The sequence below is a fragment of the Saccharopolyspora mangrovi genome, from assembly GCF_035320975.1.
GTDB classification, from domain to species: domain Bacteria; phylum Actinomycetota; class Actinomycetes; order Mycobacteriales; family Pseudonocardiaceae; genus Saccharopolyspora; species Saccharopolyspora mangrovi.
Window position 1 is genome coordinate 213,500 of sequence record NZ_JAWLNX010000003.1, and the last position, 19,034, is coordinate 232,533.

Annotated in this window: 20 protein-coding genes; 16 read left to right on the forward strand and 4 right to left on the reverse strand. The window is 71.5% G+C overall.

Going from position 1 to position 19,034, the window contains the following annotated elements:
- Positions 1-81: 81 nt before the first annotated feature.
- Positions 82-1,827 carry a proline--tRNA ligase gene (locus R4I43_RS05915; protein WP_324264491.1) on the forward strand — a complete coding sequence of 582 codons (1,746 nt, stop codon included), beginning with the start codon at positions 82-84 and terminating at the stop codon, positions 1,825-1,827.
- 81 nt (positions 1,828-1,908) lie between these two features.
- Entirely contained in the window at positions 1,909-2,739 is an 831-nt protein-coding gene (locus R4I43_RS05920) for a phosphatidylinositol-specific phospholipase C/glycerophosphodiester phosphodiesterase family protein (RefSeq protein ID WP_324264492.1), read from the forward strand.
- 4 nt (positions 2,740-2,743) lie between these two features.
- On the opposite strand, the gene R4I43_RS05925 is transcribed toward R4I43_RS05920, so the two are convergent.
- Entirely contained in the window at positions 2,744-3,154 is a 411-nt protein-coding gene (locus R4I43_RS05925) for a YjbQ family protein (protein ID WP_324264493.1), read from the reverse strand.
- Positions 3,155-3,211: 57 nt separating this feature from the next.
- Between R4I43_RS05925 and R4I43_RS05930 the strand changes: the two genes are divergently transcribed.
- Together R4I43_RS05930 and R4I43_RS05935 are read left to right on the forward strand one after the other, a co-directional pair.
- On the forward strand, positions 3,212-4,237 hold the full coding sequence (locus tag R4I43_RS05930) for an aminotransferase class V-fold PLP-dependent enzyme (protein WP_324264494.1): 1,026 nt from the start codon (positions 3,212-3,214) through the stop codon (positions 4,235-4,237).
- 61 nt (positions 4,238-4,298) lie between these two features.
- Positions 4,299-5,132, forward strand: coding sequence for a hypothetical protein (locus R4I43_RS05935; RefSeq protein WP_324264495.1), 834 nt, complete (start codon positions 4,299-4,301; stop codon positions 5,130-5,132).
- 4 nt (positions 5,133-5,136) lie between these two features.
- Here R4I43_RS05935 and R4I43_RS05940 read toward each other — a convergent pair whose 3' ends face one another.
- Positions 5,137-5,586 (reverse strand): ferritin-like domain-containing protein, encoded by a 450-nt coding sequence (locus R4I43_RS05940; protein ID WP_324264496.1) that lies wholly within the window; start codon positions 5,584-5,586, stop codon positions 5,137-5,139.
- Complete coding sequence (locus R4I43_RS05945; RefSeq protein ID WP_324264497.1) at positions 5,583-6,071, reverse strand: hypothetical protein; 489 nt, start codon at positions 6,069-6,071, stop codon at positions 5,583-5,585. Before R4I43_RS05945 ends, R4I43_RS05940 begins: the two co-directional genes overlap by 4 nt.
- 266 nt (positions 6,072-6,337) lie before the next feature.
- Here R4I43_RS05945 and rimP point away from each other — a divergent pair, with 266 nt between their 5' ends.
- The 7 genes from rimP (at position 6,338) to R4I43_RS05980 (ending at position 13,492) form a co-directional block, all read left to right on the forward strand.
- A complete protein-coding gene (rimP, locus tag R4I43_RS05950; RefSeq protein ID WP_324264498.1) occupies positions 6,338-6,895 on the forward strand; it encodes a ribosome maturation factor RimP in 558 nt (185 codons plus the stop codon).
- Positions 6,892-7,962, forward strand: coding sequence for a transcription termination factor NusA (gene nusA / locus R4I43_RS05955; protein ID WP_281454795.1), 1,071 nt, complete (start codon positions 6,892-6,894; stop codon positions 7,960-7,962). Before rimP ends, nusA begins: the two co-directional genes overlap by 4 nt.
- A 149-nt stretch (positions 7,963-8,111) precedes the next feature.
- On the forward strand, positions 8,112-8,390 hold the full coding sequence (locus R4I43_RS05960) for a YlxR family protein (protein ID WP_407691202.1): 279 nt from the start codon (positions 8,112-8,114) through the stop codon (positions 8,388-8,390).
- Positions 8,391-8,482: 92 nt separating this feature from the next.
- Entirely contained in the window at positions 8,483-11,470 is a 2,988-nt protein-coding gene (infB, locus tag R4I43_RS05965) for a translation initiation factor IF-2 (protein WP_324264500.1), read from the forward strand.
- A 64-nt stretch (positions 11,471-11,534) separates the two neighbouring features.
- Entirely contained in the window at positions 11,535-11,828 is a 294-nt protein-coding gene (locus tag R4I43_RS05970) for a DUF503 domain-containing protein (RefSeq protein WP_324264501.1), read from the forward strand.
- Between the two features lie 57 nt (positions 11,829-11,885).
- Positions 11,886-12,386 (forward strand): 30S ribosome-binding factor RbfA, encoded by a 501-nt coding sequence (gene rbfA, locus R4I43_RS05975; RefSeq protein ID WP_324264502.1) that lies wholly within the window; start codon positions 11,886-11,888, stop codon positions 12,384-12,386.
- Between the two features lie 113 nt (positions 12,387-12,499).
- Positions 12,500-13,492 (forward strand): DHH family phosphoesterase, encoded by a 993-nt coding sequence (locus tag R4I43_RS05980; protein ID WP_324264645.1) that lies wholly within the window; start codon positions 12,500-12,502, stop codon positions 13,490-13,492.
- 217 nt (positions 13,493-13,709) lie between these two features.
- Here R4I43_RS05980 and R4I43_RS05985 read toward each other — a convergent pair whose 3' ends face one another.
- Positions 13,710-14,243, reverse strand: a complete 534-nt coding sequence (locus R4I43_RS05985; RefSeq protein WP_324264503.1) for a CGNR zinc finger domain-containing protein — start codon at positions 14,241-14,243, stop codon at positions 13,710-13,712.
- Positions 14,244-14,310: 67 nt separating this feature from the next.
- On the opposite strand from R4I43_RS05985, the gene R4I43_RS05990 reads away from it, so the two are divergent.
- The 5 genes from R4I43_RS05990 (at position 14,311) to R4I43_RS06010 (ending at position 18,941) form a co-directional block, all read left to right on the forward strand.
- Positions 14,311-15,639 carry an MATE family efflux transporter gene (locus R4I43_RS05990; protein WP_324264504.1) on the forward strand — a complete coding sequence of 443 codons (1,329 nt, stop codon included), beginning with the start codon at positions 14,311-14,313 and terminating at the stop codon, positions 15,637-15,639.
- 45 nt (positions 15,640-15,684) lie between these two features.
- On the forward strand, positions 15,685-16,593 hold the full coding sequence (gene truB, locus R4I43_RS05995; RefSeq protein ID WP_324264505.1) for a tRNA pseudouridine(55) synthase TruB: 909 nt from the start codon (positions 15,685-15,687) through the stop codon (positions 16,591-16,593).
- A gap of 179 nt (positions 16,594-16,772) precedes the next feature.
- Positions 16,773-17,759, forward strand: coding sequence for a bifunctional riboflavin kinase/FAD synthetase (locus tag R4I43_RS06000; RefSeq protein WP_324264506.1), 987 nt, complete (start codon positions 16,773-16,775; stop codon positions 17,757-17,759).
- A gap of 122 nt (positions 17,760-17,881) precedes the next feature.
- Entirely contained in the window at positions 17,882-18,364 is a 483-nt protein-coding gene (locus R4I43_RS06005) for a helix-turn-helix domain-containing protein (RefSeq protein ID WP_132620733.1), read from the forward strand.
- 16 nt (positions 18,365-18,380) lie between these two features.
- Positions 18,381-18,941: a 2'-5' RNA ligase family protein gene (locus tag R4I43_RS06010; RefSeq protein WP_324264507.1), complete on the forward strand. Its 561-nt coding sequence runs from the start codon at positions 18,381-18,383 to the stop codon at positions 18,939-18,941.
- Positions 18,942-19,034: the final 93 nt, after the last annotated feature.

The following is a 19,034-nucleotide window of genomic DNA, read 5'->3' on the forward strand; positions in this document are numbered from 1 at the left end:
CCGCGACCGCGCAGACGGGTGGGTTGGGGTGGTCGTTACCCTGCCTGTATTCCCATCGGGCCGAACGAGGAGCCAGTAGCCGTGATCACGAGGATGTCGACGTTGTTCCTGCGTACGTTGCGCGAGGATCCGGCCGACGCCGAGGTGCCGAGCCACAAGCTGCTCGTGCGGGCCGGCTACGTGCGGCGCATCGCGCCGGGCATCTACTCGTGGCTGCCGCTGGGTCTGCGGGTGCTGCGGCGCGTCGAGGAGGTCGTGCGCCAGGAGATGGACGCGATCGGGGCGCAGGAGATCCACTTCCCCGCGCTGCTGCCCAAGGAGCCCTACGAGGCGACCAACCGCTGGACCGAGTACGGCCCGAACCTGTTCCGGCTCAAGGACCGCAAGAACGCCGACTACCTCCTCGGGCCCACCCACGAGGAGCTGTTCACGCTCACCGTCAAGGGCGAGTACAGCTCCTACAAGGACTACCCGGTCATGCTGTACCAGATCCAGACCAAGTACCGGGACGAGGAGCGCCCCCGCGCGGGCATCCTGCGCGGCCGCGAGTTCGTGATGAAGGACTCCTACTCCTTCGACATCGACGACGAGGGCCTGTCGGAGTCCTACCAGCGGCACCGCGACGCCTACATCAAGATCTTCGACCGGGTCGGCCTGCGCTACGTGATCGTGGCCGCGACCTCGGGCGCGATGGGCGGGTCGGCCTCCGAGGAGTTCCTGGCGGAGAGCCCCACCGGTGAGGACACCTTCGTCCGCAGCACCGGTTCCGGGTTCGCCGCCAACGTGGAGGCCGTGGTCACCCCCGCGCCGCCCGCCGAGTCCATTGAGGACAAGCCGGCCGCCGAGGTGCACCACACGCCCAGCACTCCCACCATCGAGTCGCTGGTGGACTTCCTCAACGCCAACACCGACCGCAAGTTCACCGCCGCGGACACGCTGAAGAACGTGCTGGTCAAGACCCGCCGCCCGGGCGCCGAGGAGTGGGAGCTGCTGGCCGTCGGCGTGCCCGGCGACCGCGAGGTCGACATGAAGCGCCTCGAAGCCTCGCTGGAGCCGGCCGAGGTGGCGCTGCTGGAGGAGTCCGACTTCGCCGCGAACCCGTTCCTGGTCAAGGGCTACATCGGTCCGAAGGCGCTGCAGGACAACGGTGTTCGCTACCTGGTCGACCCGCGCGTGGTCACCGGCACGGCCTGGGTGACCGGTGCGGACAAGAACGACCACCACGTGCTGGACCTGGTCTGCGGCCGCGACTTCACCCCGGACGGCACCATCGAGGCCGCCGAGGTCCGCGAGGGCGACCCGTCGCCCGACGGCCAGGGCACCCTGGTCGCCGCGCGCGGCATCGAGATCGGCCACATCTTCCAGCTGGGCCGCAAGTACTCCGACGCGTTCGGCCTGGACGCGCTCGGCCAGGACGGCAAGCCCAAGCGGATCACGATGGGCTCCTACGGCGTCGGCGTGTCCCGCCTGGTCGCGGCGATCGCCGAGCAGAGCCACGACGACATGGGCCTGGCGTGGCCGCGCGAGGTGGCCCCGGCCGACGTGCACGTGGTCATCGCCGGCAAGGACGAGAACGTCCGCGCCCGCGCCGAGGAGATGGCCGCCGAGCTCGACAGCGCGGGCGTGCAGGTGATCCTGGACGACCGCACGGTGTCGCCGGGCGTGAAGTTCGCCGACGCCGAGCTGGTCGGCATCCCGTCCATCCTGGTGGTCGGCAAGGGCCTGGCCAACGGCGTCGTCGAGGTCCGCGACCGGCTCTCCGGCGAGCGCACCGAGGTCGCCGCCGACGAGGCGGTGTCCCACCTGATCGGCGCGGTGCGTGGCTGAATCACGTCAGCGCACGCGCTGACCAGCGCGATCGCACTAGCCTCCGGTGGTGATCAACTGATCATCACCGGAGGCTTTCTCATGCGGTCCCCCTCGCGTTTCCTGCTCCTCGCGCTCGCGGCGCTCACCCTGATCGCGCCCAGCGCGAACGCCGAACCGGAAGCCGACGTCGAGCCGTTGGCCCAGGCGCACGCGCACAACGACTACCTGCACGAACGCCCGCTGCTGGACGCCCTCGACCACGGGTTCACCAGCGTCGAGGCCGACATCTACCCGCTGGGCGACGCGCTGCTGATCGGACACGACCCGTTCCAGCTCCACCCCGACCGCACCATCGAGTCGCTGTACCTGGACCCGCTGCTGGAGCGGGTCAACGCGGGCGGCGGCAGCGTCTACCCGGGCCACGACGTGCACTTCCAGCTGCTGGTCGACTTCAAGACCTTCGGCGAGGACGGCTACCGGCGGCTCGACGCGATCATGCGCGACAGCAAGTACGCCGGGCTGTTCACCCACTACGAGAACGGCACCGTCACCGAAGGCCCGGTCACCGTGGTGATCTCCGGGGACAAGCCCACCGAGTTCGTGGAGGGCCAGACCGACCGCTACGCCTTCCTCGACGGCGGCACCGGCGGTTCGATCGGCGCCGATCCGAAGCTGGTGCCGCTGGTCTCCGACGACTGGACGCAGGTGTTCACCTGGAACGGCTCCGGCGAGATGCCCGCCGAGGAGCGCAGCGAGCTGGAGCGGATCGTGGGCGACGCCCACGCCGCCGGGCAGCGGGTGCGCTTCTGGGCCACCCCCGATTCCGCGGGAGCCGAGCGCGAAGCCGTGTGGGAGGTGCTCGAGGAGGTCGGGGTCGACCACATCAACTCCGACGACCTGGCCGGGCTCCAGGAGTTCCTGAGCAGGTGACCGGTCAGCCGGCCAGGAAGCTCAACCGCACCTTGCGGACCGGGTTGTCGACGTTGGTGTCCACCAGGCACACCGACTGCCAGGTGCCCAGCGCCATCCGCCCGCCCAGCACCGGGATCGTCGCGTAGGGCGGGACGAACGCGGGCATGACGTGGTCGCGACCGTGCCCGGGGGAGCCGTGGCGGTGCCGCCAGCGGTCGTCCCCGGGCAGCAGGTCCCGCAGCGCCGCCAGCAGGTCGTCGTCGCTGCCCGCGCCGGTCTCGATGATCGCCAGCCCTGCGGTCGCGTGCGGCACCCACACGTTGAGCAGCCCGTCGCCGGCACCGGCCGAGCTCAGGAACCGGTGGCACTCGTCGCGCAGATCGCGGACGACCTCGCGGCTCCCGGTGCGGATCTCGATCTCTTCGCTGTGCATGCTCCAACCGTATGCAGAGCTCACCGCCGAGGCCTGATCGGTGCGAGGATGGTGACCATGCGGAAGGCTTTCAACGCGGTTTTCGACGTCCCCGACGGCTATCTCAACACCGCCAGCATCGGCATCCCGCCGACCGAGACCGCGCGGAAGGTCGCCGAAGCCGTGGAGCGCTGGGGGCGCGGCCAAGACCGGCCGGGCGACTTCGACGGCCACGTCGCCACCGCCCGCGACGCCTTCGCGCGGCTCATCGGCGTCCCCGCCGAGCGGATCACCATCGGCGCCAGCGCGTCGCAGGTGATCGGCCTGGTCGCGGCCAGCGTGCCCGACGGGGCCCGGGTCCTGGTCGCCACCGACGACTTCACCAGCGTGCTGTTCCCGTTCGCCGCGCAAGCCGGCCGGGGCGTCACGGTCACCGAGGTCGAGCTGGACGAAATCGGCGCGTGCGCACCGGAGTTCGACGTGGTGGCGGTCAGCGCCGTGCAGTCCAAGGACGGCCGGATCGCCGACTTCGCAGCCCTCGAGCGCGCCAAGCGGGAGCACGGCACCCGCGTGCTGCTCGACGCCACGCAGGCCGCCGGCTGGATGCCGCTGAGCCTGGGCTGGGCGGACTGGGTGGCCGCCGCGGGCTACAAGTGGCTGATGGCCCCGCGCGGTTCGGCGTGGCTGGCCGTCCACCCCGACGCGCCGCGCCCGGTGCCGCACAGCGCCAACTGGTACGCCGCCGAGGACCCGTGGGAGGCCACCTACGGCCTGCCGCTGCGGCTGGCCGGTGGTGCGCGCGGACTCGACATCTCCCCGGTGTGGCTGGCGCAGGTCGGCGCGGCGGCGTCGATGGAGTGGCTGGCCTGTCTGGATCTCGCCGAGGTCGCCGCGCACTGCAGCGGTCTCGCCGACGGGCTCCGGGCCGAGCTCGGGCTGCCGCCCGCCGGTTCGGCGATCGTGTCGCTGCCCAGGCCCGACGCGGTGGCCAAGCTCACCGAGGCCGGTGTCGTCTGCGCCAGCCGAGGCGGTCAGGCCAGGCTGTCGTTCCACCTCTACAACACCGAGGACGACGTCGATCGGGCGGTTCGGGCGCTGCTCTGATCAGCGCAACCGCGCATCGGGTTGTCCGTCCCGTAATCCGCACCCGCTACCGTAGGCACTCGTGTCAGACCGACAGGGTGTGCCCGAGGACGTGACGGGAGCGCAAGGCAACACGCAGCGTGAGACCGCGCCGCTGCGGCGGGACAACGCCTACATCAGGCAGGACCGCCCGGTGGCCGCACCGACCCCGGAGCACGCGACCAGGCCGGTGATCACGCACTCGCCGACGCCGCAGCAGCCCCACCAGGCGCCGCAGCAGTCCTACCCGGGCACCAGCAGACAGCCGGTGCCGCCGCCCCCGCCGCAGCAGCAGCAGCAGCGGGTCACGCCGATGGGTTGGGCCCTGCGCGGGCTGGTGCTGGTGCTGGTCGCCGTCGTGTCCGGTCTGATCTGGAGCGCCATCAAGCCCGACGACGAGGCCGCCGCCCCCGCGCCGCCGAAGCTGCGCTACGACTTCACCCTGGTCCGCAAGGAAGAGGCCTTCCAGGGCTGCAAGAACGTCTCCGACGACGACATCCGCAGCTTCTTCACCAAGCAGGAGTGCGACCACCTCACCCGCGCGCTCTACACCACGACGCTGCCCGACGGCCGCCGCGTGCTGACCTCGGTCATCACCGTGCTGATGCCCACGCCCCAGGTGGCGGCCCAGCTCAACGAGCTGACCACCAAGGACGGCACGGGCAACATCCGGGACCTGGTCGAGGACGAGCGGGACGGCACCAAGGACATGCCCGACCTCGACGACGCCGCCTACGCCTCGGGACGGCAGGACCGGCTGGTCGTGATCGGCGACTCGGCGTTCTTCGGCAAGTCCTCGAAGAAGGACCCGGCGCTCAGCGACGTCACCAACGAGGCCCTCAAGCTGGGCTGGCCGCAGGACCAGGCGCCGAAGTGACCGCTCAGGACCGCTGACCGGGGAAGTGCTCCACTGCGGGCTGCCGCCCCAGCGTCAGCCGCCAGCGGGTGGCGCGGGTGGCCGAGGTCGTCAGGCCGTCCAGCGCGGTGCGGCGCAGCCCGGCGTCGTCGCTGTTGTCCAGCACCGAGCGCCAGCCGACCTCGCAGTCGCCCTCGGCGGTGATCAGCAGATCGATCGCCGCGGACTGGTCGGGCACCTGGGCGCCGACGTCGTAGGCGGGCTGCGCGGGGGTCGGCGTCAGGCCCGCCTGCCGCATCGCCTGCTCGGCGGTGTCGCGCAGCCTGGTGTGCTGCTCGACGGCGTCGTCGATCGCGGTGCGCACCCGCGCCTCCCCGGCGAAGGCGTTGGCCAGGCCGTACACCCACAGCGCCGCGTGCTCGGCGCCCAGCGCGTCGCCGAGCGCCGCTGCGGCCTGCTCCGAGAGCTCGCTCATCCCAGCACCTCCTGCAGGCTCGCGCAGCCGGCCGACACCGAGGCCACCAGGCCCGCGCGGTGGCCGGGCAGCCCGGGAACGAGGTTCGCCGCCTGCTGCTGGCCCTGGCGCATCGCGGTGCGCAGCGCGTCGGCGGCGGCACCGGCGGTCGACGGCGCCTTCTTCGGCGCGGGATCGGGCACCGACGGCGGGTCCTCGGGATCACGCGGCGCGACCCGGTCGATCTCCCGCTGCAGCGCCGTGGCGTGCGCGGTCCGCGCGGCGGCCAGCTCCCGAGCGGTCTCGGACATCCCGGAGTGCGTCCGCGCGATCGCGTTGGCCAGGGCGGCGTCCGCCTTCGCGGCGGTCGCCAGCGGCAGCAGCTGATCCGGCTCGTCGGACTCGGTGCCGCACGCGGCCAGCACGGCCACGGCGGGCGCGGCGGCGAACAACCGCAACACGCGCCGACGCTCGAAGACCGACAGGGATGCGCGGGGGAGTTCCACGAAGACCTATCCTGCCAGGCACCGCGATCATCGCGTGCACCCTGGGTACCACCACCGGAGCGGTCAGACCGGTGATCCGTTCGGGGTCGTGCACAATCCGCCGATCGTTGGGGTCCCACGGCGCGCTCGGGTGCGGGCGGACGCGATACCCTGGGCGACCGCGGCCGGGGTGGACCGGACGTGGGCGGTGCGCGCCCGCGGACGTGCCCGGGACGTGATGCATGAGGTCTGAACCAGACCACGAACCGAAACCTAGGAGTGCCAACGTGTCCAGCCCGCCGCGTGGTGAGATCACCGCGCAGCTGGAGCCCGTCGTCGCCGAGGCCGTCGCCGAGAAGGGCTTCGACCTCGAAGAACTAGACGTGCAGCAGGCCGGTCGTCGCCGGCTGGTCAAGGTCGTCATCGACTCCGATGACGGTGTCGGCCTCGACGACATCACCGAGGTGAGCCGCTCGGTCGCCAAGGTCCTGGACGCGCACGAGCACGTGCTGGCCGGTTCTTACACGCTGGAGGTCACCTCTCCCGGCGTGGACCGGCCCCTGACCAAGCAGCGACACTGGAAGCGCGCCCGCTACCGGCTGGTCAAGATCCGGCTGACCGGCGGCGAGCAGCTGGTGGCGCGGGTCGGCAAGGCCGATGATGAGGACGTGCAGGTGTTGGTCGGCGGCGAACTGCGCCAGGTGGCCTACCGTGATGTGGAGCGCGCGGTGGTCGAGGTGGAGTTCCAGCAGCCACCGGCGGAGGACCTGCGCAAGCTGGAGCGGGCTGCGAGCGGCGTTTCCCAGCAGGGGGACGACCGGGAAGACACGGAGGAGTCGAGGTGAACGTCGACATCGCGGCGCTGCGGGCGATCGAACGCGACAAGGACATCCCGTTCGAGACGGTCCTGGAAGCGATCGAATCGGCACTGCTCACCGCATACCGTCACACCGAGGGGCACCAGCCGCACGCGCGGGTGGAGGTCGACCGCAAGACCGGCATCGTGCGGGTCATCGCGCACTCCCTCAACGCCGACGGCAGCGTTTCGGAGGAGTGGGACGACACCCCGGAGGGGTTCGGGCGGATCGCGGCGACGACCGCGCGGCAGGTCATCCTGCAGCGGTTGCGCGACGCGGAGCACGAGCGCACCTTCGGCGAGTTCGCCGCCAAGGAAGGCGAGATCATCGGCGGGGTCATCCAGCGCGATGCGCGGGCCAACTCGCGCGGCATGGTGATCGTGCAGATCGGTGACAGCGAGGGCGTCATCCCGGGCGCCGAGCAGGTGCCGGGGGAGAACTACGAGCACGGCACGCGGATCAAGTGCTACGTCTACGGCGTGGCGCGCAGCGCCCGCGGCCCGCAGATCTCGCTGTCGCGCACCCACCCGAACCTGGTCCGCCGGCTGTTCGCGCTGGAGGTCCCGGAGATCGCCGACGGCACCGTGGAGATCCCCGCGGTGGCGCGCGAGGCCGGGCACCGGTCGAAGATCGCGGTGCGGTCCGCCGTCAGCGGCGTCAACGCCAAGGGTGCCTGCATCGGCCCGATGGGCGCGCGGGTGCGCAACGTGATGAGCGAGCTGGGCGGCGAGAAGATCGACATCATCGACTACTCGGACGACCCGGCGACCTTCGTCGGCAACGCGCTGTCGCCGGCCAAGGTGGTCTCGGTCGAGGTGGTCGACGAGCGGACCAAGACCGCGCGGGTGATCGTGCCGGACTTCCAGCTGTCGCTGGCGATCGGCAAGGAAGGCCAGAACGCGCGGCTGGCGGCCCGGCTGACCGGCTGGCGGATCGACATCCGCAGCGATGCCGACCCGTCGTCGCCGACGACCACGAGCGGCCAGGCACCCGTGCAGCCGACCGGCCCGGACCCTGCGGTTGAGGGACTGCCCACCGTGGGTTCGGCCGAGTGACGCCGTCGGGTTAGAATCGACGAGGAGGCTCGACGCGAGGGGAGCGATCAATCCACACGAGTGCACCCGGGAATGGCCAGCGCCATGTTCCCGTTCGTACGTGTGTGGGTTGTCGTGCTCGGACGTCGGCCGTTGAGCTGCTACGTGTGGTGGCTGAGGTCGGTGGTTCGGGGCCCGTCGCGGTTCCCGATCTGCGGCATCGGCGACCGGGTCGGGGAGCCTGGCTGCACCCTGATCCGGCTTGCCTTCGTCTGGCCGAACGGCGCCGGGCTTTTCCGCGGGCACTTCGAGTGCCGGGATCTCTCGACACCTCAGCCGTGCAACACCACTTGAGTGCCGGGCAACCGCCCTCGGCGGCTCAGGACATGACCGACGCGGGATCCGTCCCGCGCCAGGCAACCGAAGGAAAGCAGGTCGACCCGTCATGAATCAGCCGTGAAGCTGAAGCCATGAACGCGCATCGGCGATAGGACGAGGTCGAGCGGGACTGCCGCCCGGCCTCACCCAGATGAGGAGAGCAGTGGCAGGCAAGGCCCGCGTACATGAGCTCGCGAAAGAGCTCGGTGTCACCAGCAAGGAAGTACTGAACAAGCTCGCCGAGCAGGGCGAGTACGTCAAGTCTGCATCCTCCACCGTGGAAGCCCCGGTGGCGCGCAGGCTGCGCGACGCATACGCCAAGTCGTCGAAGAAGAGCGGCGACAACGGCAAGCCCGCTCAGAGCGAGTCCAAAGCCGTCAGTACCGGAGGGGCAGCCGAATCCTCGGCGCCCAAGCCTGGTCCCAAGCCCGGCCCGCGCGCCGAGGCACCCAAGCCCGGCCCCAAGCCGGGTCCGAAACCAACCCCCAAGCCCGAACCGAAGGCCGAGCCGGCCCCGGCCGCCCAGGCCGAGCCGAAGGCCGACGCGCCCAAGTCCGAGGCGCCCAAGGTCGAAGAGCCGAAGTTCGAGCAGCCCAAGGCCGACAAGCCCAAGGGCGACGTCAAGCCCGGCCCCAAGCCGGGTCCCAAGCCCACGCCCAAGGCTCCGGGTGGCGACGGCGACGCCGCTCGCCCCAAGGCTCCCAAGCCGGGCCCGAAGCCCCCGCGCGTCGGCAACAACCCGTTCGGCGTCGGTCAGGGTGCTCCGCAGCAGCGCCCGGGTCGTCCCGGTTCGGGTCCGCGCCAGGACCGCGGTGGCCAGCAGGGCCCCGGTCGCGGTCGTGACGACCAGCGTCGCGGCGGTGGCGGCCAGGGTGCCGGTACCGCTCCCGCCGGTGGCGGCAACGCCCCGCGCGGCGAAGGCGGCGGTGGCGGCGGTTCGCGCCCGAACCCGGGCATGATGCCGCCGCGTCCGAACCCCGGCATGATGCCTCCGCGCCCGGCCCGCAGCGGTAGCGGCGGTCCCGGTGGCGGTCGCGGTCGTGGTGGCCCCGGTGGCGGCGGCGGTGGCCGCGGTCCCGGTGGCGGCGGCGGTCGTCCCGGCGGCGGTGGCGGTGGATTCCGCCCCGGCGGTGGCGGCGGCGCTCCGGGTGGAGCTCCGGCCGGCGGTGGCTTCCGCGGTCGTCCCGGCGGCGGTGGCCGTCCGGGCGGTCCCGGTGGTCGCGGCGGCACGGCAGGTGCCTTCGGTCGTCCCGGCGGGCCCGCGAAGCGCGGTCGCAAGTCGAAGCGGCAGAAGCGCCAGGAGTACATGGAGAACATGCAGGCGCCGTCGGTCGGCGGCGTCCGCCTCCCGCGCGGCAACGGCGAAACCCTTCGCCTGCGCCGCGGTGCTTCGCTGACCGACTTCGCCGAGAAGATCAACGCCAACCCGGCTTCGCTGGTGCAGGCGATGTTCCACCTCGGTGAGATGGTCACCGCGACCCAGTCCGTCTCCGACGAGATCCTCGAGCTCCTCGGCCAGGAGATGAACTACAAGGTCGAGATGGTCTCCCCCGAGGACGAGGACCGGGAGCTGCTGCAGTCGTTCGACATCAGCTACGGCGACCCGGGCTCCTCCGAGGAGGAGCTGGCCGCCCGTCCGCCGGTCGTGACCGTCATGGGTCACGTCGACCACGGTAAGACGCGGCTGCTGGACACCATCCGGAAGGCGAACGTGCAGGCCGGCGAGGCCGGCGGCATCACCCAGCACATCGGTGCCTACCAGGTCGTCACCGAGCTGGAGGGCAACGAGCGGCCCGTCACCTTCATCGACACCCCTGGTCACGAGGCGTTCACCGCCATGCGTGCCCGCGGTGCGAAGTCGACGGACATCGCCGTGCTGGTGGTCGCCGCCGACGACGGCGTCATGCCGCAGACGGTCGAGGCGATCAACCACGCCCAGGCCGCCGGTGTGCCGATCGTGGTCGCAGTCAACAAGATCGACGTCGAGGGTGCGAACCCGGACAAGATCCGCCAGCAGCTGACCGAGTACAACCTGGTGGCCGAGGAGTACGGCGGCGAGACGATGTTCGTCGAGATCTCCGCCAAGCAGGGCACCAACATCGAAGGTCTGCTGGAGGCGATCCTGCTGACCGCCGACGCCTCGCTCGACCTCCGGGCCAACCCGAACATGTCGGCGCAGGGTGTCGCGATCGAGGCGCACCTGGACCGCGGTCGCGGCCCGGTGGCCACGGTGCTGGTGCAGCGAGGCACGCTGCGCGTCGGTGACTCGGTCGTCGCCGGTGACGCCTACGGCCGCGTTCGCCGCATGATCAACGAGAACGACGAGGACGTCACCGCGGCGCTGCCGTCGCGGCCGGTCCAGGTCATCGGCTTCACGTCGGTGCCCGGTGCCGGTGACTCCTTCCTGGTGGTCGACGAGGACCGGGTCGCCCGGCAGATCGCCGACCGCCGCGGGGCCCGCATCCGCGAGGCGCAGAACGCGGCCAAGCGCAAGCGGGTCAGCCTCGAGGACCTGGACAAGGTGCTCAAGGAGACCAACCAGCTGAACCTGATCATCAAGGGTGACAACTCGGGTACCGTCGAGGCGCTCGAGGAGTCCCTGATGAAGATCGAGGTCGGCGACGAGGTCGAGCTGCGGGTCATCCACCGCGGCGTCGGTGGCATCAACGAGTCCGACATCAACCTCGCCACCGCGGAGAACACCATCGTCCTGGGCTTCAACGTCCGGGCCGAGGGCAAGGCGGCCGAGGTCGCCAACCGCGAGGGCGTCGAGATCCGGTACTACTCGGTGATCTACCGGGCCATCGAGGACATCGAGCAGGCCCTCAAGGGCATGCTCAAGCCCGAGTACGAGGAAGTCGAGCTCGGTCGGGCGGAGATCCGCGAGGTCTTCAAGTCCTCGAAGGTCGGCACGATCGCCGGTTGCATGGTCACCGACGGCATCGTCAAGCGGAACGCGAAGGCGCGCCTGCTGCGGGACAACGTGGTGGTCGCCGAGAACCTCAGCATCAACTCGCTGAAGCGGTTCAAGGACGACGCCACCGAGGTCCGCGACGGTTTCGAGTGCGGTCTGACCCTGGGGTCGTACAACGACCTCAAGGTCGGCGACATCATCGAGCCGTACGAGATGCGCGAGAAGCCTCGCGACTGATTCCGAACCTGCGCAGGGGGTCCGTTCCGGGCCCCCTGCGCGGGGACGGCCGGGGGATGCGCTCATGTACGTCGGTGCACTGGAGCTGGACGTGCTGCTGGGCGACGTCCACTCGTTGAAGCAGAAGCGCGCGGTCGTGCGCCCGGTCCTGGCCGAGCTGCGCCGCCGCTTCGAGGTCTCGGTGTCCGAGGCCGGCGATCAAGATCTCCACCGCCGCGCCCTGCTCGGTGTCGCGGCGGTCTCCGGCGACGCCTCGCACGTCCGCGAGGTGCTGGACGCGTGCGAGCGACTCGTCGCCGCCCGCCCAGAGCTGGAACTGCTCTCCGCCCGCCAGCGCATGCTGGGACCGGAGGATTAGACCCACCCGCCGGATCACCGCGGGTTTCGAAGCTTTCTTGCAAGAAGGAGGTGCGTCGTGGCTGATACGGCGCGCGCCCGCAGGCTGGCCAAGCGCATCGCGCAGATCGTGGCGTCCGGGCTGGAGCACGAGGTCAAGGACCCGCGGCTGGCGATGGTGACGATCACCGACGCGCGGGTCACCCCGGATCTGCGGGATGCCACGGTTTACTACACCGTCTTCGGTGACGACGCCGACTACGCCTCGACGGCGGCCGCGCTCAGCAGCGCGACCGGCGTGCTGCGCTCCCGCGTCGGCGACCAGACCGGCGTGCGGTTCACCCCGACGCTGACCTTCGTCGCGGACACCGTGCCCGACCAGGCGCGCCGGATGGAGGAGCTGCTCGCCAAGGCCAAGGAGGCCGACGAGGAGGTCGCCCGGCTGGCCTCCGGCGCCGTCCCGGCCGGTGACGCCGATCCGTACCGCGCGAGCACCGACGATGACGACGAGGACACCGAAGGTGTCGAGGACGAGGACTTTTCCGACGCCGATGTGCGGCGTGGCCCACAAGGTGGTTGAGTCGCGGCGCCGGATCGGGTGCGTTGGTCACCGGTGACCGGATCAGGTCGCCGATGACGTGGAGGTGACGTGTGCGCGGGCAACCCGAGACCGCGGGCCCGCAGGGCCGGTCCCTGCAGGAGGCCGTCGCGGCGGCTGCGGGCAAGCTCGCGGCAGCACCTGACGTGACCCTGTTCGGGCACGTCAACCCCGATGCCGACGCCCTGGGCAGCGCGCTCGCGCTGGGCCGGGCCCTGAAGAAGCGCGGCAGCACCGTCCGGGTGTCCTTCGGGCATCCGGACAAGCCCGCGCACTCGCTGCGCGACCTCGACGCGGACGGGCTCGTCGTGCCCGTCTCGGAGGTGCCGGCGGCACCTCCGCTGCTGGTCGTGTGCGACACCGGCAGCCTGGGTCGGCTGGGCAGGCTCGCCGACCGGGTCAAGGGCACCATCGCGGCCGGTGGTGAGGTCATCGTCCTCGACCACCACGTCTCCAACACCCGCTACGGCACGCTGCACGTCGTCGACGAGTCCGCCGAGGCCACGGTGCTGATCGTGCTGCGGCTGCTCGACGAGCTCGGGGCCGAGCTGGACCTGCCGATCGCCCGCTGCGTGTACGCCGGGCTGGTCACCGACACGCGATCGTTCCGGCACGCCGGTGCCGAGGTGCACCGGGTGGCGGCCCGGCTGCTCGAAGCCGGTGTCGATCCGGAGGCCACCACCAAACCGCTGCTCGACACCCATCCGTTCGGGTTCATGGGCATGCTCGCCGGCGTGCTCGGCCGGGCTGAGCTGGAGCGCTCGGCCGCGCAGGGCTTGGGCTTCGTGCACGCCACCGTCCGCGCCACCGATTCCGAGGGGCTGGGCAGCGAGGACGTCGACAGCGTCATCGACGTCATCCGCACCACCAGCGAGGCCGAGGTGGCCGCGGTGCTCAAGGAGATCGGCGCGGACCACTGGTCGGTGTCGCTGCGCGCCGACAGCCGCATCGACGTCAGCCACGCCGCAAACGCCTGCGGAGGCGGCGGCCACCGGCTGGCGTCCGGCTTCACGGCCAAGGGCACGGAGGCGGAGATCCTCGCCGAGATCCGCAAAGCCCTCGACAACGCCCCGCTCCTCAACCCCTGATCCCCTCGCACCCAGCCCCCGTTCGAATTTCGCGCGAAGTTCGACCCCCAAAGTTCCCACTCGAATTTCGCGAGAAATTGGAATCCGCCCCCCCGCGCGGATGCCGATGCCCGGGGGTTTCGTCGTGCTGTGGGGTTTTGACCTGGTGGTTTCCAACTTCGCGCGAAATTCGACTCTCCCGTGTGGCGGTCGAATTTCGCGCGAAGTTCGAAGGGGGTCAGGTGCGTTTGCGGGCTCGGAAGGCTGCGACGTGGACCCGGTTGGCGCATCGGGGGGAGCAGAAGCGCTTGGCCTGGTTGGTCGAGGTGTCCAGGTAGTACGTGCCGCAGGCTTCGGCTTGGCAGCGGCCCCAGCGCCGTGTGCCGTGGTGGACGATGCCCTGGGCCAGACCCCACGCGGCAGCCGCGACGACCTCGTCCACCGCGGGCGCGTCCGGGCCGGCCACGTGCACGTGCCAGTTGGGAGCGTCGTCGTGGCCGCCGTGACCCGAGAGCCGGGGGCGCGGGGGATGGGCTGCGAGCAGCGCGTTGACCTCGTCGCGGACCGTCTCGTCGTGGCCGGGCCCGTCGACCATCGCGGCCAGCGCCCGGCGCAGGCCCTCGGCGACCTCCCACAGCAGCGGCAGGTCGGAGTCGCGGAGCCGGTCGGCCCACCAGGGCTCCTCGTGCAGCGCTGCGCGGACCGTCTCGACGTCGGTCAGGTCGGCGTTGGCGAGCCGGAGCGCGACCTCGGTGTAATCGGCGCTATCCACTGACGCTCCTTACCGCTACCCTGTGTCAGGGGCGAACCTGACAATCGCAGCTTACAAGGGAGATGACGTGTCCGAGGCCGGGGAACGGGTGTCACCGCGCAAGGTGCTGGGGCTCGCGGTCCCCGCGCTCGGCGTGCTCGCGGCCGAGCCGCTGTACGTGCTGGTCGACACCGCCGTGGTCGGTCACCTCGGCGCTGTCCCGCTGGCCGGGCTCGCGCTCGGCGGCACCCTGTTCACGCTGGTCTCCAGCCAGCTGACGTTCCTCACCTACGGCACCACCGCGCGCACCGCGCGGCTGCACGGCGCCGGTCGGCGCACCGAGGCCGTCGCCGAAGGCGTGCAGGCCACCTGGCTCGGCGTTGCCGTGGGCATGATCCTCTCGCTGCTCGCGCAGCTGGTCGCCACCCCGGTCGCGGAACTGCTCGCCGGACCCGGACCGGTCGCCGACGCCGCCGGGTCCTGGCTGCGCATCGCGCTCTGCGGTGCGCCGCTGGTGCTGATCACGATGGCGGGGAACGGCTGGATGCGCGGGGTGCAGGACACCGTCCGGCCGCTGCGCTACACGCTCATCGGCAACGGCGTCTCCGCCGTGCTGTGCCCCGTCCTGGTCTACCCGCTGGGCCTGGGGCTGGAAGGTTCGGCGATCGCGAACCTGATCGGCCAGACCATCGCCGCGGCCCTGTTCGTGCGAGCCCTGCTCGTCGAGAAGGCCCCGCTGCGCCCCGACTGGACCAAGATGCGCGCCCAGCTGGGCATGGGTCGCGACCTGGTGCTGCGCACGATGGCCTTCCAGGTCTGCTTCCTGTCGGCGACCTCGGTCGCGGCCCGGACCGGCGCCGAGACCGCCGCCGCCCACCAGGTGGTGTGGCAGCTGTGGATGTTCCAGTCGCTGGTGCTGGACTCGCTGGCGATCGCCGCCCAGTCGCTGGTCGGCGCGGCCCTGGGCAGCGGTTCGGTGCCGCGCGCGAAGGCCGTCGCCAAGCAGGTCACCTGGTACAGCCTGGTGTTCGGCTGCGGGCTGGCGCTGTTGTTCACCGCCGTGTCCGGGGTGCTGCCCTCGGTGTTCACCACCGATCCGGCGGTGCTCGGCGAGATGCCGCACGCCTGGTGGTTCTTCGTGGCGGTCCAGCCCGTGGCCGGTGTGGTCTTCGCGCTCGACGGGGTGTTCCTCGGCGCCGGCGACGCCGCCTACCTGCGCACCGCGACGATCCTCAGCGCCGTCGTCGGCTACCTCCCGCTGATCTGGCTCGCGCTCGCGTTCGGCTGGGGGCTGGCCGGGATCTGGACCGGGCTGAGCCTGTTCATGGTGCTGCGGATGATCACGCTGCTGCTGCGCGCCCGCTCCGGCAAGTGGGCGGTGACGGGCGCGACCCGCGAAGCCGCTGCCGCCGCCTGACCCTGGAGGCATCGGGCGCCGCCGGGTCGGGGATGATGGTTCGCCGTGTCCGCGCAATCCCGCAAGCAGAGTCCCGCCGTTCCTCCAGGCCTCCTGGTCGTCGACAAACCGGCGGGGATGACCTCGCACGACGTCGTCTCCCGTGTTCGCCGCATCATGGGCACCCGCAAGGTCGGGCACGCCGGGACACTGGACCCGATGGCCACCGGCGTGCTGGTGCTCGGCCTGGAGCGGGCGACCAAGCTGCTGGGCCACCTGGCGCTGGACACCAAGGCCTACCTCGCGACGATCACGCTCGGGGTCGCGACCAGCACCGATGACGCCGAGGGCGAGGTTATCTCGACCGCCGACGCCTCCGGGGCGGACGAGGCCGAGGTCCGCGACGGGGTCGCGGCGCTGACCGGCGACCTGCAGCAGGTCCCCAGCGCCGTCAGCGCGGTGAAGGTCAACGGGCGCCGCGCCTACGACATCGCGCGCAGCGGCGAAACCGTCGAGCTCGCGTCCCGGCCGGTCACGGTCTCCCGGTTCGACGTGCTCGCGCTGCGGCGCACCGAGCGGACCACCGAGCTGGACGTCCTGGTGGAGTGCTCATCGGGCACCTACGTCCGGGCGCTGGCCCGCGACCTCGGCGAGGCGCTCGACGTCGGCGGGCACCTCACCGCGCTGCGGCGCACCCGGGTGGGTCCGTTCGGGCTGGCCACCGCGCGGACGCTGGAGCAGCTGGAGGACACCCCCGAGCTGTCGATGAACCTGGACCAGGCCGTCGAGACGGCCTTCCCGCGCCGCAACGTCGACGCCTCGACCGCCCGGGCGCTGTCGCACGGGCAGGTCGTCACCGCCGCGGGCGTCGAGGGGACCTACGGCATGTTCGATCCCGACGGCCGCGCCGTGGCCCTGGTCCGCGACCGGGGCCGCACGGCCAAGGCCGTCCTGGTCATCGTCCCCGGGAACTGACGACGGCCGTGCGCTCACCTCGCGCAGCGCGGGGGATTCGAATTTCGCGCGAAATTCGAATCCCCCGACGGGTGCTGGAGGCTTCGTCGGGTGGTGGGTGGCGCCGCGCGGCTGGGGTCGGGCGGGTTCGAAACCACCGCTCGGCGCTCGATCGTGCGGGGCAAGTAGGCTTCCAGATCGTGCAGCGTTGGCGTGGTTTGGAGCAGATTCCCGGTGGTTGGGGCCGTTGCGTGGTCACCATCGGTGTCTTCGACGGGGTGCATCGCGGTCACCAGAAACTCATCGCGCACGCCGTGCAGCAGGCTCGGCGGCGCGGCGTCCCCTGCGTGCTGATGACCTTCGATCCGCATCCGGCCGAGGTCGTGCGTCCCGGCAGTCACCCGGCGCAGCTGACCACCTTGCGGCGGCGGGCCGAGCTCGTCGAGCAGTTGGGCGTGGACGTGTTCTGCGTGCTGCCGTTCACCCGCGAGCTGTCCCGCGTGCCCGCGGAGGGCTTCGCGCACGAGATCCTGGTGGAGAAGCTGCACGCCGCCGAGGTCGTGGTGGGGGAGAACTTCACCTTCGGGCACAAGGCGGCGGGCAACATCGAGCTGCTGACCAAGCTCGGCGAGCGCTTCGGGTTCGAGGTCGCCTCCGACGCGCTGGTGTCCGGCCCGGTGGAGCGCTCCGACGACCCCGACGGCACCTCCGTGACGTTCTCCTCGACCTACATCCGCGCGTGCATCGACGCAGGTGACGTGGTCGCGGCGGCCTCCGCGCTGGGGCGGCACCACCGGCTCGAGGGCATCGTGGTGCGCGGCGCCGGTCGTGGCGGCAAGGAGCTGGGCTTCCCGACCGCCAACCTGTCCACTCCGGACTACACGGCGATCCCCGCAGACGGCGTCTACGCGGCCTGGTTCACCCACCGCAGGCGCGGCGCCTCCCAGCCGGGACCGGCGCTGCCCGCGGCGGTGTCGGTGGGCAGCAACCCGACGTTCTCGGGCACCGAGCGCACCGTCGAGGCCTTCGTGCTCGACGTGGACGCCGACTTCTACGGCGAGCACGTCGACCTGGACTTCGTGCAGCGTCTCCGCGCGATGGAGCGCTACGACTCGGTCGAGGCGCTGATCGAGCAGATGAACGCCGACGTGTCCGAAACCCGCCGGATCCTCGGAGCGCGCGAGTGAGCTCCGCCGCCGGAATGCAGAGGTTTTCGGATTCTCGACCCCGCGCGGCCGGTGAGCTGGCAGGATTCGAGTCCGGATCATCCCGGGCTCGTCGGGGTGGCGGTCACGCAGGGGGAGCGAAGGTGTCGGAGAGCAGCAGCGTCCAGCGGAACCTGGCTCTGCAGCGGCAGTGGTACGGCGAGCCGCTGGGGGACCGGGTGCGCCGGCTGGTCGTGGCCTTCCGAATCTCGCAGGCCCAGCTGGCCGACGTGCTCGGCATCAGCGCGCCGATGCTCAGCCAGGTCATGAGCGGCCGCCGCGCCAAGATCGGCAACCCGCAGGTGCTGGCCCGGCTGGTGATGCTGGAGCGCAAGGTCCTCATCCCGGGCGTCGCCGCGGGCGAGTCGGACGCGATCAAGCAGGCGCTGGAGGACGTGCGCCAGTCGCAGCCCTCGGTGGGCCGCGACAACCTGCCGGTCAAGCAGACCGCCAACGGCGAGCAGATCGCGTGGCCGGTCCTGCTGGAGGTCGCCAAGCCCACCGAGCTGGAGGCCGCCGCCTCCTTGCTGGAGGGCCGCTACCCGCGCCTGGCCGGCCTGCTGCGCCGAGCCGCGGACAGCGAGTAGGCGCGATACTCGCGGCATGCGGCTGTTCACCGCGCTGTGGCCGTCCGGCGAGGCGGTGGCGCACCTGGGCGAGGCGGTCGCGGCGCTCGATCCGGCGCAGGTGAGCGAGGCGACGGCGGGCTTGCGCAAGTTCCGCTTCGCCGCGGCCGAGCGCTGGCACCTGACGTTGCGCTTCCACGGCGACGACGCCGACCCGCGACGCGTCGCCGAACGCCTCGACCGGCGGATCCGCCGGGTCACCGGCACCCCGCCCACCCTGCGCCTGAGCGGCGCGGGAACGTTCCGCGGCGTGCTGTGGATCGACGTCGAAGCCGCCACCGGGGACGACCGGCGAACCCTGCGCGAGCTGGTGCGGGCGGCCGGTGGCGACCCGGACGGCTTCCGGGCGCACCTGACCATCGCCAGGTGGGCCTCGGGCGGGTCCGGTCGGCGGTCGGTGGCGGCGCTGTTCACCGGCTACACCGGACCTTGGTGGACCGCCGGGGAACTGGCGGTGATGCGCAGTGACCAGGGCGAAGGCGCTCCGGTGTACCGGGCGGTGCACCGGGTGCCGGTGACGCGCGACGCGTCGGGGTAACCGGGGCGAGCAGGCCTTCCCTGTTATCCTGGCCTGTGGAGCGGCTGCAGTCCGTGGTGGCCGTTCTGGGGTAACCAGCCCTCACGGCGGCGG

Coding starts and splice junctions, on each gene's coding strand:
- R4I43_RS05930 (WP_324264494.1), top strand. CDS start 3,212: ATGCGGAAGGCTTTCAACGCGGTTTTCGACGTCCCCGACGGCTATCTC.
- R4I43_RS05925 (WP_324264493.1), bottom strand. CDS start 3,154: ATGCACAGCGAAGAGATCGAGATCCGCACCGGGAGCCGCGAGGTCGTC.
- R4I43_RS06010 (WP_324264507.1), top strand. CDS start 18,381: ATGCGGCTGTTCACCGCGCTGTGGCCGTCCGGCGAGGCGGTGGCGCAC.
- R4I43_RS05940 (WP_324264496.1), bottom strand. CDS start 5,586: ATGAGCGAGCTCTCGGAGCAGGCCGCAGCGGCGCTCGGCGACGCGCTG.
- R4I43_RS05970 (WP_324264501.1), top strand. CDS start 11,535: ATGTACGTCGGTGCACTGGAGCTGGACGTGCTGCTGGGCGACGTCCAC.
- R4I43_RS05920 (WP_324264492.1), top strand. CDS start 1,909: ATGCGGTCCCCCTCGCGTTTCCTGCTCCTCGCGCTCGCGGCGCTCACC.